Genomic DNA, 16,344 nt, shown 5'->3' on the forward strand with positions numbered 1-16,344 from the left:
GTACACTGCTTATCAATACAGACGGAGCATACACATTCACCCCTGAGGCCAATTACAACGGAGCCGTTCCTGTTGCTACATACACACTGACCGATGGAAGCGGTACAGATGATACTTCAACGCTTACGATCAGTGTTGACCCTGTGAATGATGACTTTACTGATAACAATGAGACCGTAGCTACCGATGAAGATACGACAGCTACAGGTAATGTGATCGACGGCACCAGCGCAGATGGACCGATTAGTGTCACTACATTTACGATCGATGGCGATACCACAACCTACAATGCAGGAGATACCGCCACTATCGCCGGTGTCGGTACACTGCTTATCAATACAGACGGAGCATACACATTCACCCCTGAGGCCAATTACAACGGAGCCGTTCCTGTTGCTACATACACACTGACCGATGGAAGCGGTACAGATGATACTTCAACGCTTACTATTACAGTTAACCCTGTTAACGATACCCCTGTTGCTAACCCTGATACCAATGCCGTGACGGAAGACGGAGCAGATGCCGAAGGACGTGATGATAGCAATGCAAATACAACCATTATCGAAGGAACTACAGTTTTAGCCAATGATACTGATGTAGATAATGGAGATACTAAAGCTGTCAGCGGTGTTGCTGCAGGTACACAAACAGGCGACCTGACTGATGCTTCTACAGTCGGTGCAGATGTCGCAGGAACATACGGAACGGTTAAAATCGCAAGCGATGGAACCTATACTTATACGCTTGATAATACCAATTCTACTGTTCAAGCTCTTGCGGTCGGTGAACACACAACAGAAACATTCAGCTATACAATGGTTGACAGCCAGGGGGCTACTTCTACCACCACCCTTACGATCACAATTAACGGTACAAACGATACCCCTGTTATTAGTGTTGAAGCAGGAGACAGTGATGCCGAAACAATTACCGAAACAAACACAACGCTCACTACAAGCGGAACACTCAGTATCTTTGATGTGGATACAAGCGATACAGTTTCAGCCGATAAAGCAAACAGCGTAACTGTAGGTGGAGACTACTCAGGTACATTGCCGACAGATGACGAGCTTATCGCAATGTTCAGCGTCAGTGGCGGAGAGCCAAGTACAACACAACAAGATAACCCTAACGGTATTGACTGGTCGTTTGGTTCAGGCAGTGAGTATTTCGATGCGATCCTTGAAGGTGAAACGCTCACACTTACCTATACGGTCAATGCAACAGACTCTCAAGGAGCGGTTACTTCTCATGATGTTACGGTAACTATTAGGGGTACAAACGATGGTGTTGTCGCGGAGAATGACAGCCTGACTGTCGAGGAAGATTCCAATACGGCAGGTGATGTGATAGGCAATGTATTAGCCAACGATACGCTTGACCCTGATCATAATGAGGCTACAACAGTAACGACATTTACCCTTGACAGCAACGGCAACGGCGTCCAAGAAAGCTTTAACGCAGGCGATACAGTTGATATTACTTCAGATGGTTCTACACACATTGGAACATTTACGCTCAACAGCAACGGTGATTATATCTTTACTCCGGCAGCCAATTATAGTGGCTCTGTACCTGTGGTAACTTACACTATGGGCAGCGCTACAAACAGCGACAGCGCAACGCTTACCCTTGGTATCACCCCTGTAGCCGATGCCCCTGGAGTTACTGCTGATGGCACAATAGTTAATACGCTTGAAGATACTGCGGTCGCACTTGGCTTTAATGCACCAACCGTTACGGATGACACTGACTTAAATGGAGGCGGAGCGGGAGACAATCCTGAACGCCTTGGCGCAATTACGCTAAGTGGTATCCCAAACGGAGCTCAGTTGTTAGACGGGACAAACAGTGATGCCGTTTTGGTAACAGCCGACGGTTCAGATATTACAATCTGGCTTAGCGATGCGACAAATCATATTGCAGGAGGGCAGCCGGAAGGTTCCATTGCGATGACAACAGAACAGTTTGAAGCGCTCAAATACAATCCTGTTCCTCAGTCCGCCACAGATGCACATATAACCATGAGCGTCACAGAGTATGAAGTAGACGACAGTGGCGATCCTTTGAGTGGTATCGAAGGTGCAACTTACAGTGTGAGCGTGGAAGTTGATGTACTTGCCGTAACCGATCCTGTGACCTTGAATGAAAATACAAGCGCGACAAATTATGATGGCACAGATGATCGCATTATTAACCAAACTGTTGCAGAAGATACAGCTATCAATATCACCGATCTTGTGAGTATGGATGCTTTTGTGGATACAGATGGCAGTGAATCGCGGTCTTTAGTGTTTATCGGGCTTCCGGAGGGGGCTATTGTTACTGCTAACGGCGTTTCTCATACGATTAGCGCAACTGAAACAGGCGGGTATGGGGTGGCTTTAACAAATAGCGGTACGACATTGCCCAATATAACTCTGCAAGCGCCACATGATTATAGTGGAACAATGAGCGATATTACATTGCGATTGGTAGCACACGATACGGATACTGACTCCACACATAGTGATAGTGAGACTGTTGAGACAACGACACTTGAGAATACTACGATCTATAATACGCAGAGCGATCTTACGCTTAACTTGACCATTACGCCTGTTGCCAATGATGTTGCCTTGGATAATTCAACGACCAACGAAGATACCCCTGTGAAATTTTTGGAAACACTGCGTGTAACCGACACCAATGACAATCCATTAGCAGAGACGATCACTTCATTGACGATCAATGATCTTCCAACAGATTGGGTACTAAAAGATGAGAACGGCAATATTCTATTGACAGGAGACGGCACTACTGGCATTACCATTGATGTTAGCGCTGTAGGTTTGGATAATGTCCAAAACTATACCCTAACCCCTCCTGCGCATAGCAGCGCAGATATAACACTTGATATAGATGTAACAACGAACGACAATGGTGAAACAGGCATCTTTACCCATACACCGACGATCACGGTAGCTCCTGTGGCAGAAGTCGTGAGCAGCGATACGGATGGTAACGGAACCGATGATTTGACAATGAACGGCAATTTTGAGTACTCTACTCATGGAACTGAAGATACTTGGTATCCTCTATCAACTGACGGTTTTGATTTTAAAACGCCATGGAGCAATGAAGACACCGATGAAGAAACTTATGCTATCCTGGATCCTACTTTATCAGGCGGAGCTGAATCCATCATCGGATCACAATTTAAATACAATGACGGAACAGATGATATCATCATTACCTACAACGGAACACCGGTGGAGATACCGATGGCGTATCTTGATACTGTAGAGTTTATGCCTGCTCCAAATGTATCGGGAAGATTTGATATATCTGTTCAGGCAAAGACTATCGATACTGATCCTGAAACAGGGACAACTGTTACCAGTACCTCCGGTTCTGCCACGTTGTCCAATCTTGTCATTGACCCAGTGGGCGACCAGGCAACTATTACAATTCAACAAGCTCGGGGCTTAGAAGATGCCGGAAGAAATCCAGATGGAAGCGTTGATGCAGCATCCGCAGCAAATGGCATACCGCTTGTCGTCAATCCGACTTCGTCGGACAGCTCTGAAACCTTTACGGTTACTATAGATGCCATTCCTAATGGAAGCGCTATCTATTATGACGGAGCTTTATTGGCATTGACCGATAATGGCGATGGTACATCCAAAGTAGTGATAGAGAATTTTGACAGCTCAAAAACACTCAATTATATCCCTATAGCGGATAGTAATGTAGATGTAACTCTGCAAGTTTCAGCGCACAGTGTTGATGACACGGATACGGGTCCGGAAACAGATGTTCTTGATCTACCGATCAGTATAAAAGGAGTAGCAGACACCGCGACCCCTTCATTATCCAAAGACGGTACAGCAGAAGCAACGGTTGATAGCGCCGGAGGAAAGATCCCATTTACTACCGCATGCAGCGGTATCATAAAATCAGATAGCAGCGATGGTTCTGAAACGGTAATCGTTATTATAAGCGGACTTGATGCGCAATTTGATGTCGAGGGTGCGACCTATATTAGCGGAACTGGAGCAGATCGCAAATGGGTATTTGATTATGCAGATATTGACAATGTAAATATTATTGCTCCGCAAAACTATAGCGGAACGATTGATTTTAACGCTAAAGGCATTGTAACCGAAAATGACGGAGATTTTTCGACTGGTACGCAAATTCCTATCTCTGTAACCGTATCGCCATCCCCTGAAGCGACGATGAGTTTAGCGACTACTATCAATGAAGATACGCTCACTCAAGTGGATTTTAGCGTTATCCACCAAAACGGAGATACTAATGAAACGCTAACTGAAGTTTATATCTTAAAAAGTTCTCTCGACGGACAAGAGTTTACTCTCTATTATGGAACTGATAAAACTTCTTTAAGTGATGCAGCAGATGCAGGAGATATAACCGATGATGGGACATATTATGTTTTAAGCGGTTCGGCTATCGATAATATCTATGCGCAAAATGCGGCCGATAAGGATACCGATGGCAGCTTTACGGTCAAATACACTATCAGCGATCCATCTAATGACGGCACAATAGCACCTGTAACGGTTACTTCAGACGATACTACATATACCATAAACACAACGGCGGTTACCGATCCTATCTCAGAAGAGTTGGTAAGCTTTAGCGAAAATGATGGTGATGGCACGACCGATATGAGCGTATCAGGCACTACTGTTACCTTCACAGAAAGAACCATAGTGGATATAAAAGTCAAAGTTTCTCAAGTAGATGATGGCACGGAAAACGGAGGCGTGGCCAACGGAGTCGATATTGATGGAAGTGAAACACTGGTTCGATTTGTTATCGATGGCGTTCCTGAAGGGGTAACTGTTGTAGGCGGAACATATGTCGGAGCTACGCCGAGTAATCCAAATACAGGACGATGGATAGTAGAAGTCGGAGACTCATTTAATACTCAAGATATAACCAATATCATTCAATTTGATATTGCCGGAAATGCCGATCAGTTAAACGCTATAAATGATCAAACCATTACGATCACGGCACTATCCCAAGATAATACGCCGGCGGTTTATGAGGGCTCTTCTCAAAATTGGACGCTTACAAAAGACAGCAGCGTAACTATCACCGATGCTACTTATGTTCCAAATGAACCTGCCACGATTGATACATTTAGTCAAAACACTATCAGTGCCGATGAAGATACACCAATCGCATTATCAGATCTGATCGATGCCCAGATTACAGGCAGCAGCCCATTTAGTATCACTCTTACAGGTCTTCCTGCAGGAACGATCGTGACCGGTATGACCGCTGAGGTGATCAATGGAGAAACCGTTTATACCGCTTCAAGTTCCGGAGATAATGCCGCTCTTGCCGCTTTACTTGAGAGCATTACAGTAACGCCTCCGTCAGACAGTAATGACAATAATACTACAAGCGGATTGCAATTTGACGCAACGCTTACTACTTACAGTAGTAGTGGCGATCAAGATACCAGTTCACTTAACATTACTCAGCCTATCACTCCTGTAAGCGATAATGAGACAATCGTTATAACCACCAATGATACGCCAGAAGATATCGCAACAACCTTCACGGTTGATCTATCAAATCCTGCCGATGGTGCTAATGCGAATATCATAGACGGCAAGCTTTATATGCAAATAGATGACGGAACGACTGACGGAACGCTTAAATATGACGGAAACGTGGTTACAAAACAAACGATTAGTGGTGTAGCGGGCATCAGTGACGGAGAGTATTATGTCATCGATAATGTTGCATATAACTCCTCTTTATCGCTGGAATACACTCCTGCTACAAATGAATCAGGTAGCGTCACCGTGAACGCCTATGTGGTGTCCCAAGAAACCAATGCCGCAAATCAGGTTACTAGCAGCGCAACAGATAGTTTTACGGTGACTCCTGTTGCTGATGGTGTCAATATCACTCCTGTTCTTCCTATCAGCGGCGATGAAGATACAAAAATAGAGGTTCCATTTACTCTCTCTCAAATAGATTCTTCAGAAACCATTTTGAATATGACACTCAACAATGTTCCTAACGACTATTTGGTCTATATCGGTGCAGACGCAGCTACTGCCGTATTGGCGAGTAATCTCGGAGACAATGGAAGCGGTGCTAACACTTGGCTCGTAGATCCTAACCAGCATGTTTATATTCTGCCGCCTGAAAATGAAAGTGGCGATATAACTGGGCTTAGCTTTAGTGTTGTTTCTGAAGATGGATCGGATTTGAAAACTGATACAACTGCGCTGTTTGAACTTACGGTGAATGGCGTTGCAGATGGTATTAGTATAGCTCCGGCAAATTCATTTGGAAATCATAGAGAAATTATTCCTCTTAACTACAACATTCAAATGCCTGATATTGATGAATTGGTTACTATATCCATCGCAGGGGTTGGGGCAGATGCCGCATTTTATACAGACACTACACCACTAAATGCCATATACGATAGCGGAAGTGATACCTATACATTAAGCGGTCTTACTTATCAAGAGATGTTAGATCTTGGCGTTTTGTATAAAGAAGGAGATTATACCCTCACAACCACTGTCTATACAACTGACGGCTCAAGCACTTCAACGACAGTAACAGATGACCTCACACTCCATATTGATCCTCTCTCGCCGACAACGGGAGATGATACACTCAATGGATACAATGGTAGTGATACAATTACTGGATTGGATGGTAACGACACAATCGATGGTCGTGGTGGGGATGATAGCCTCAGCGGTGGCACTGGGAATGATACCCTCTATGGTGGCGCAGGAAACGATACGCTTACAGGTGGCACCGGATCGGATACTTTTGTATTTACTACAGCGTTGGATGAGTTGCTCAATGTAGATACGATTTTGGACTTTAGCCACAATGATGATACGATTTCATTAGATAGCAGTATCTTCAGTGCACTTAGTGCAGGTGCATTGTCTGCTGATAATTTTGTGAGCGGAACCGAAGCGGCAGATGCAGATGATTATATCATCTACGATAGCACTACCGGTAACACTTGGTACGATGCCGATGGAAATGGAGCTGGTGCTGCCATACTGTTTGCAACGCTTAGCAATAAGCCTGCAGATATTGATTATACAGATTTTGTGGTCATTTAAGCTATATGTCAATCGAATCTATACCGGCATCTGCCGGTATAACGAAAAGAGAAGATCACAGAAAAGTTCCTATCTCACTGAGACAGGAGCAATTGATCAGAAAGTTTTATTGGTTTGATGGCGTTTTTATAATGATTATCTCATCCCTTGAGATACCCCATCGCCGTTGCGATGATATCATCGTCGTCTTTGCTTGGAGACTTCAGCACAACCCGTTCTCTGCCTTCCTCAATGAACTCGATAAAGACATTTTCCCCGTAGGAAGAGACTTTTGAGATCCCTTTCTGGCGGGCAAGCACCTTCATCACGATCACATCGATGAACTGCTTGGTGACCCTGTCGAGTCTGCCGAAGCGGTCTTCGATCTCGGCGCTGATCTCGTAGACCTCTCCGGTACTCTCGCAGAGCGAAAGACGGCGGTAGAGCTCCAAGCGGAGCCTGTCCTCCTCGATCAGCTCTTCATTCAGGTAGGCATCGACATTGAGCTTCATATCCACATGCTGGCTGACCTCTTTGTCCTGCCCGCTCAGCTCTTTGATCGCATCTTCAAGCATACGCAATTCTTGTAGGGCTAAATATCTTAATAAGTATTTGAATGCGCTTGAAAAAGCCGAAATAGATAGTCTGTTAAAAGACAATTATATTCAGAGAAAAGATGTGCAGGCCATCTTTAAATAAAGTATTTAGTTTTCGTAAGTAATTCATATTTTAGGGATTACCGAATTGACTTTCATTTTTTCCCAATAGTTCCTCTGTCGGAATGGTGACAACAGGAGGTAGTTTGCTATTTACTGCTTTGAGTGATCCCATACTCCTTAAGCAGTGTTTTATGCGCATTGGAAGCATATTGGCTTCCCCTATCGGTATGCCAGATCAATCCATGATCAGGGTTGCGCTTCCTTAAAGCCATAAACAGTGCATCATTCACAAGGGTTGTTGTCATATGTACATCCATAGACCAACCGATAACCCGTCGTGAATAAAGATCTATCACTATTGCAAGATAGAGCCATCCTTTCAAAGTAGGAATATAGGTGATGTCTCCCACATAGACTTGATCAGGCTGTGAAGCATAAAAGTCTTGTCTTAGTCTATTGGGAGCGATAGCATAGTTATGGTTTGAATCTGTCGTCAGTACTCTCGAAGTTTTTTACAATCGACAAAGGATGCACAGTGCCAACAACAATCTCTCACCTATTGAGTTTGAAGAAAAAATGGCACTTAATGAAACAGCTGCTTAGAATCTTGTATTCTGAGTATGATATAGGGTTGACAGATCAATCCTTTAAATCTTCTTCTTTGTATGTTCTAACCGCTGTGACAATTTGCTCATCATCTAGCATATTTAATAATTCAAGTAATTGTGCTGCTGCCTTTGGTTTATTCGAGCCTCTGTAGTGGGCACTATATGAATCCAAAGAACAACCAATTCTTTCTGACATTTCTTTTTGAGAAATATCTTTATCTTCATTGTCACTAACTAAACGATGTATTTTTCTATATACTTTATCTAAACTCATGTCGTATACCTTGTTCAGTAAAAAGAATATTATAGAATGAAATAAGTTCTTTATGGACTTTATTCATAAAAATACTGAAAAAATTAAGTATATTATTTATATCTAACATATAAATCCTTTATTTTCCTCTTGAAGCTTACTTGTAATATATCTTTTTTGTCGCAATATTGATGTGTGTAACTTTTGATAGCTCTTGCTGTTTTTATAATCTCTTTATCTTGTGGAAGATGATGGATTAAGTTCTCTGATATAAATACAATAACTTTTGACTCAGCTCGTGAAATAGCTACATTAGTTCTGTTTAGATTTAATAAAAACTCTTCTTCTTGGGCTATGATATCTGGATCACCAACACCGAAAGAAACTAATATGAGTTTTCTTTGTCCACCTTGAAATCTCTCAACAGTATCAATAGCTTCATCAATAAATTTATGTTGAGATTTTGGGAACACTCCATAGAGTTTTATTGCAATTGCCACTTTTTGAGCTTTGTGTGGCGTAACAACACCAATACCGTTTTTCCAAAACCATTCGTCATAGTTTGCAGAACTAGAATCAAAATTATTATATGCCTCTAAGATTGTTCCAGCAACTAATGTAGCTTCAAATTCATTAGCTTGAGAACTTCTTCCATCCTCATATGTTACAGCCATTGTTTCGTATGCTGGATCAAGTAAGAACTTAAAAACATCATTGTTGTTGAGATCTACTTCAAATTTATTGGTATTTCTAGGTGTAGGTAGATAGTCAATTTCAATAACATCATTTTTAGCTTGTAAATTTGGATAACCAACTGTTTTAATGAAATCAACAATCTTTTTAGATGAACGATAGTTTATATTCAGCATATAAGGTTGCACATCAAATCGTTTAATGAAATATTCCAGTATGGAACCTACCATGAACTCTATACCGACAGGAGGAGAAACTTTATGAATAGGTGGCATTTGTAAGTGGTCTCCAAGTAATGTAAATTGAGCTGTATCTGTTAAACCAAACATAGTGCTCAAACTACTTGCTACATCTACCTGTGATGCTTCATCTAGCATTACATAGTCAAACAGTTCCCCTATACCTTCAAAAATTGGTCTCTTCGCACTGTCTGTACCTGTTGTATAGAAACCATTTAGAGTTGCAGTAGCTGCAAGAACGATAGTTATTCCATCAAAAGTATTGGTTTTCAATCCATGTCTAAGATTATCTAAGGTGTTTTGTGAATTATCTTTTTCTGTTTTGCCTTGAAATAAAATGAAATCAGATTTAGCTCCGTTCATTAAATCTTTTAGGTATTGAAAATCTGATCTAGAAGATGATTGTAAAGCATAGGTTGTGATACCAGATGTTTTCATGATAAATGGAGAAGTTCTCTCAAACAACTCTATACATGCTTGATATGTCGGTGCAGTTAATAATATACGAAGTGAGGATCTTCTGCTTTGGCTCGCATGAATACGAGATGATAGCAGAACAGATGCTGTTTTTGTTTTTCCAGTTCCTGGTGGTCCCCAAATTATATTTAACTGTTTTGTGAGTGATTTCATGACAGCATCATGTTGACTAACATTTAACTTTTCATTCATTTCTGATACAACTGTTTTTAAACTTCCAGATGCATCTGAATCTGATAAGTCTGAGTTAGCTAATTCAAGAGATTTAGCATCCCATAACAATTTAGAGATGGTATATATTTTAGATTTTCCACCAAGTTTCGGTGTTAGTATACCTAATGAAGCGATTGTAGATTCATGAGCATTTGCAATGGATGGATTGTTGATCTGCTTCAAATATCCCCATGTGTTTTTTGATGAAGGGTAGGCACCTATATCCATTAAGCATAAATCAGAATCTATATTGATTACCCTATCACTTAGTAATTGAATCATAGCATCTCTATTTTCTTTATTACTGGATCTAAAGCTAATAGCAATATACCCTTCAACTCTATCAAACGACTTGATATCTACAATTAAAATATTTTTTATTTTTGCATAGATTTTGTCTCCATATGGAGCTTGATCTACTCCATGTTCATAAAGAAGGCTTGCAATTGTTCTGTTTGGTAATCCCTCTTCATATCTATATCCAACCGACAAATAACTGGCATCATCTTTAATTTTTGTATTTTTAGAATCATTTGAAACAGTATATATTTCAATTCCACCACTATGTAGATCAGGAAAATGATCAGATAATACTTGTTGTTTTTCTTCTGGGGTTAATCTTCTTTCTAAAATAATCGCTTTATAAGAAGCTTCTAACTCAGATGCTGGTGTTGAAGAAATTAATGTACTTTCGAGAGTAGTGTATTTTTCATTCAATAAATCGTGTAAGTACCATAATTGGCTATCATTCGGCCATCTAGTTAAGCCTCTTAATTCGTCAAATACAGAAAGGTTTAAACGATTTGCTTCTCCCTTAAGATAAGGCTTTAAATCAGCACGAATTTTATTCGCAATCAGATATAAAGCAAGTGCTTGTTGCTTAGTTGTTTTCATGTAGTTTGCCATAACTTCTTGATAGTTAGGACGAGAGACTTTTTGCCAAATTTCGTATAATCTATCTTTTGGAATAGCATCAGAAAAAGGATCGTAAAAAGCTTTTGATATATAGTTAAATGAACCTGGATCATCTAGATAAGCTTTTGCAACATTGAATAATGTGTATTCATATGGTACTGTTAATGCAATGTTTTGTCTTAACACATCTTTGATATATGTTATTGGCTGGCTAGTTATTTTAAAAGGATCTTCCAATATTTCTTCTGGCGGGAACATCCACACTAAGCCTTTTAAATTTTGGTTGCTCATAATTGTACCGATGTGACGACCTATGCTTTTTTGTAGCTGTTCAAATTGTGATTGATCCCAAAAATACATTTGGTATGTCTGTGAAGTTTTTATTTTTGTAGGGTCGTACATTGGATGAGTATTGTTTTCAGGACTGATAGCATATTGAAAAATATCGCTTAACTTCACTAAAAATCTGCTAAGCATATCGAATTCACTTTGTTGATTCGGAATATCTGTAAAGAATTGCTCATTCCATTTTTTACTATTTGTATATTGATCTTTATCTTGAAATGTGGAATATTCTCGCCAATATGCATATAACCCAATTGATGATGTTACACCAGTGGATGGATCAAAATTAACTGTGATACAGATAGAAGTGAAAGAATAGCTAGGCATAGATAATATAAATCGTTCTTCAAGTGATGATTCACCTGTTAAGGCTTGTGCTCTTTTTGGAAGAATGGAAGAATTCTTTTTAAGTCCAGTATGCTCTGAATAAACTTCTTCTGAACCATCTGTTGATGCAACATCATTAACTGTGGAAATCGATGCATCGTTTAAAACACTTGTCATCCCTCTTGACACAAAAGGGATTTTGCATAATTTATCATTTGTATTAGAGCATAAATAACAGTGTTGTGGAGTTACTAGTTTTTTATCTTCATCACTTAACCATTCTTCAAATGCAAGCCAGTCACACATACCGCATTTTTGTCCAACATGCCATTTTAAATTTTCCCAATTTTCTGGATCAGATAAAATTTTTACAATATCTTCCTGTAAAACTTTTCGTAATGTTATGGCTAATTGATCAAATTCTACATATGAAGTAAAAGTAGAGAAGAAATGGTATTTTTCTTCTTGATTACCTCCAATAAGCGGATCACATTCCTCTGTGAATGCATTTACTTGTAGTGCACCCGTTAAAATACCTGCATCACTTGTAACAACATACTGAGTGTCTAAATTATGTTTTTTTAGCCACAAAGAGAAAATCATTGAGTATAAGACCACTTCTGCATCATAACCACTATTTGACTGCTCAGTATACTTAATATCAATTACACCAAGTTTTATACGAGTGTCATTTGATGGAATTTCTTTCAATGTGCCATCTATTAAAACTTCATAGTAAGTTTTATCTGTATCAATCAATTTAACAATGATATCTGGTCTCATATCAGACATATCGATGATATCTTTAAAACGGCTTACATCAACTCCCAAGCTAGCAAAGAAATCTGCAATTAGATCATTTGTGATAAACTCTGCTTCGCATAAAAATATGACATCATCTAGTCCAGCTTTTAAAGTGTCTTCAAGTGTAATGTCTTTGAGTAGTCGGTAGTTCACAGTTGAACTACCAAACTCATCTATTAATAATTTATAAATTAGTTCTTCTGCTTTTTTACCAGGGGCACTTAACACACCTTGGCTTTTTCTTGCAATAATAGGCTTAGGCATATTGTATTTTGGAGTTTCTTTTGTAGATGTACGATAAAGTGAAAGTGCCAAAAATCGTTCACAGTCAGTTCTGAAATAATCAGAGATTACTTTTTTTGTTAGTTTTGGAGTTGCCATATATTTTTTCCTTTATGCTGTTAAGATGATATCAATTTCACCAGGTTTCTGTCGATTGTCGCCATGAAGTGCGGTTTGTGTTCTTTTTGTATAAGGTCTGTGTATTACTTCCATATTTTTTTCAGGAAATAAATCAGAAAGGATCTTGATTGTAGCTTCTTGTGTAAATTTTCTAGCATCTGTACGAACATATATTGATGCTGTATCAGTTAAAGACCTTTTAGCTTTTTTAAATACATTATGAATCAAACTTTCATAATGCTCTTTATCTGAAAATGAATTTTTATTTTTGTGTTGCTGTTTTTGTTGTTTAGCAATACCACCAAGCATCCATAATCGCAACCATTGGTCATGAAAATAATCTGTAATACCATAATATGGGGGAGAAGTGAATAATAAGTTATATTCGTTTTTTCGTATAGGCTGTTTTGAGAGATATTCAGTAGAATCACCTAAATAAATTTTAGTGTTTTTGAATTGTATTTGACCCTTTGCATATCTCCATTCGATTTTATTTGAAATCAATTCAATAGGATCTATATCAGGAGCAACAAAACCTTTTTCCTTCCACCATTTCAAGGCATAGTTTGTTCCACATGCTTTAACTGATTGCATTTGATTAGATAAAGAAACCCCGTGTTTACCATGAAGATGAACAACTATGAATCCCATTAGTGTTCTGTCTATTTTGTTTTTCTTCCAATCTAATTCAGCTCGTGCTGCTATTAAAAAATTTAAGACTTTCTTGGAATAACATGCATTAAAAAACTCATCATACTCTTGATATTCATTTGCATATACCTCTTTTGCAAGAAAATCTATTTCATGAAGTCTTTTTAAAATATCTTTTTTGTTTGCTGGATTGATTTTTACAGCAGCATATAGCCATCCAAGAGGATTAATATCAATGCCAACACCTTGTCTATTGAGTATTGATGAAGCAAAGATTGTTGTTCCTCTTCCGCTAAATGGATCTAGAACAAAATCTCCTACATTTGAATAGTTGTTTATAACTTCCAATGCAAAATCAACAGGAAACATTGCATAATATGGTCCAAATGTAGCCCATCTACCCTCTGGTGTCCTTTGAGAAAGAAGGCTTGATATCTCTTCTTGTGTGTATTGTAGTTGCTTCATGCCCTCTCCTCCTATATTTTTAGTTATATTATGAATACATAAAAGAGAGTATAGCATGAAAAACAGTTTTTTTACAGTTTTTTTATAAAAATAATGATAAAAATAAGTATAATACTGAGAAATATCAGTATTATTATTGACTTTTAAATTTGAACATCCCAACCAGTCTTGTCTACCATTTTCTTGTACTTTTTGGGTTAGCAATGGATTCGGATTAAATTTTCCATAATAAGTATCTAAAATATATGAGTATTTCCAGGACTATCTCCTCATATCAATTCAATAGATAATTTTTTTCCTACAAAATACGCTACAATCTTTCAACTATTAAAAGTTGAGGAAAAGATGGAAGCGGAAGAGTATGCAAAATTACCAGAGATTGGTGGTTTACCGGATGATAAAGCAAAAAGAGTTGTGTTGGCTGGTGGGGCAGTATTTTACAATGAGACAAACCCAGCAATACCGTTGGTTGAAGTATTATTGGTGGAAGTGCACGAGTATGAAAATAAAGAAAAATTATCTGATAAAATTTATATAGCGAAGATTGGAATACCTCAAGTAGATACCGTAAGATTCGGTACCGTTTTTATTGGAAACAGAAGGACAAAACAGATATGGGTAGACTTCAAAGGATATAGAGAAAATGTAAATTTTTCTTTTGATTTTCGGAATAACGAGCCGGAGAGTATTCATTTTGGAGCTAAGAACCAAGACGGCCAATATTACATTTGGAAAAGTAAGTTTTCGTTTGATGCAATAAGTGATAAAGCGGTCAAAGCCCGTTTTCTAAGAAGCCCACTCACCAAACTTACCACAGATAATGGTGTATCGGTGTTGATACCTTCATATGAAGTACTTACTGCCTTGCTCGTTCCGGCTGAACAGTCAATAAGAAGTAAGCTTATTATAAATCCAATGGATTTTATCGTAAATGAGTATCTTAAAAGCTATCGTCATGATGCCGACAGTAATACTTATGTTGTTGAATACTTTGGAAATTCAAAGCAGGAAACCAATTTGTCATTCCTCGCTTATCTTGCCATGAATGAAATATCAAGAGCAAGAATATCGAAAATTTACAGCAGTGTTGCATCTGGATCACGATATAGTCCAAAGTATCCAGTCGTTTTGCCTTATCACCCTTCCGGATTAAACATCGTATGTGATGGGATTTGGATGGATAACAAAACATTTTTGTGCTTGAGAGTCACACACATGGATCTGCCACGTGATTTTAATTTAAAAGAAGAATCTGAAAGAGAAAAAAAGCCTATTGAAAAAGAAAACACGCCTGTTGAATCAAGCCCAAAACAACAGGTTCAGGATTTTGATATAGATGATTTGCCGGTTACTCCAGAGAATAATCCAAATCCAAGATCACCGAGAGTATATATTGGATCCGAAGTGACTGTCGGGAGCATTAAGGACATAGTGTCAAAAGAAATAATAACCAAGGAGAGTGATACGCCGATTAAAGTATCCGACAATAAAACTGATCAAGATGAACCCACTATTAAAGAGGCACCAAACAATCTATCTTCGGGAGACGATCAAAATTCACAAGATACACAAGGAACAGGAAAACTAAATCAAGTCGAAAAAACAATTGATAATCCTCAGGAATGTATTGATGAATCCGACATGTTCACCAAGGTGATCAAGTCGCTTTCTTTATTGAAAGACGATGAAAATTGCCCGTTGACAGATTTTCTGTATATAGACAATAAGAGCAACAGATCAAGCGAAGCAGCACTGTGCAGTTTTTTGTATAAAGAAGCGAAATTGGCAAACTCGGGGACAAAGTGGGCATATAAAGAATACGACAGAAAAAAGAAAATCTTTAAACCACGGGGAGCGTTGGTCTTGGAGTTGCTATTAAAAGATGGAGAGCGGGTCTATCTTTTGGAGATTGAGCAGAAGGCAGAAGAAAAAGGGTTTTCTGGTTTGATGTTTCATCCTATATCTGTAATATTATCGGCATCTGACATAAAGAAACTGCTTTTGGAAATCGTACAGCTAAGAGGAAGATTTAGAACAAAAAATGGAAGTTTGCAGGCGGTTGATTTGGAAAGCGTGGCTAAAAGTATTCCATATACCCACTACAAAGATAAGTATACAAAACTTTTTGTGATGTTGTTTTCTAAAATGATTGATGATATAAATAATGAGTTTTATTAGGAGGGA

At 38.9% G+C, this 16,344-nt stretch carries 6 protein-coding genes and 1 pseudogene; 2 read left to right on the forward strand and 5 right to left on the reverse strand.

Annotated features, from left to right (window positions below):
- Positions 1-7,130, forward strand: a 7,130-nt coding sequence (locus PHY84_RS09300; protein WP_299859146.1) for an Ig-like domain-containing protein, incomplete at its 5' end; no start/stop codon positions are given.
- A gap of 140 nt (positions 7,131-7,270) precedes the next feature.
- Here PHY84_RS09300 and PHY84_RS09305 read toward each other — a convergent pair.
- The 5 genes and pseudogenes from PHY84_RS09305 to PHY84_RS09325 all read right to left on the reverse strand — a co-directional run bounded on the left by PHY84_RS09305 (position 7,271) and on the right by PHY84_RS09325 (position 14,160).
- A complete protein-coding gene (locus tag PHY84_RS09305) occupies positions 7,271-7,684 on the reverse strand; it encodes a TRCF domain-containing protein (protein ID WP_299859147.1) in 414 nt (137 codons plus the stop codon).
- Between the two features lie 251 nt (positions 7,685-7,935).
- Positions 7,936-8,271: pseudogene (locus PHY84_RS09310) on the reverse strand (DDE-type integrase/transposase/recombinase); the annotation flags it as partial.
- 136 nt (positions 8,272-8,407) lie between these two features.
- A complete protein-coding gene (locus PHY84_RS09315) occupies positions 8,408-8,650 on the reverse strand; it encodes a hypothetical protein (protein ID WP_299859149.1) in 243 nt (80 codons plus the stop codon).
- 92 nt (positions 8,651-8,742) lie between these two features.
- Complete coding sequence (locus tag PHY84_RS09320) at positions 8,743-13,023, reverse strand: AAA domain-containing protein (RefSeq protein WP_299859151.1); 4,281 nt, start codon at positions 13,021-13,023, stop codon at positions 8,743-8,745.
- A gap of 12 nt (positions 13,024-13,035) precedes the next feature.
- Complete coding sequence (locus PHY84_RS09325) at positions 13,036-14,160, reverse strand: DNA methyltransferase (protein WP_299859153.1); 1,125 nt, start codon at positions 14,158-14,160, stop codon at positions 13,036-13,038.
- 345 nt (positions 14,161-14,505) lie between these two features.
- On the opposite strand from PHY84_RS09325, the gene PHY84_RS09330 reads away from it, so the two are divergent.
- Entirely contained in the window at positions 14,506-16,338 is a 1,833-nt protein-coding gene (locus PHY84_RS09330) for a hypothetical protein (protein WP_299859155.1), read from the forward strand.
- Positions 16,339-16,344 lie beyond the last annotated feature (6 nt).

Origin of the sequence: Sulfurimonas sp. (assembly GCF_028694605.1) — a bacterium.
Classification (GTDB): domain Bacteria; phylum Campylobacterota; class Campylobacteria; order Campylobacterales; family Sulfurimonadaceae; genus Sulfurimonas.

Bases quoted from the DNA above. Each gene is read 5' to 3' on its own strand.
- PHY84_RS09315 (WP_299859149.1), bottom strand. From the start codon at position 8,650: ATGAGTTTAGATAAAGTATATAGAAAAATACATCGTTTAGTTAGTGAC.
- PHY84_RS09330 (WP_299859155.1), top strand. From the start codon at position 14,506: ATGGAAGCGGAAGAGTATGCAAAATTACCAGAGATTGGTGGTTTACCG.
- PHY84_RS09320 (WP_299859151.1), bottom strand. From the start codon at position 13,023: ATGGCAACTCCAAAACTAACAAAAAAAGTAATCTCTGATTATTTCAGA.
- PHY84_RS09325 (WP_299859153.1), bottom strand. From the start codon at position 14,160: ATGAAGCAACTACAATACACACAAGAAGAGATATCAAGCCTTCTTTCT.
- PHY84_RS09305 (WP_299859147.1), bottom strand. From the start codon at position 7,684: ATGCTTGAAGATGCGATCAAAGAGCTGAGCGGGCAGGACAAAGAGGTC.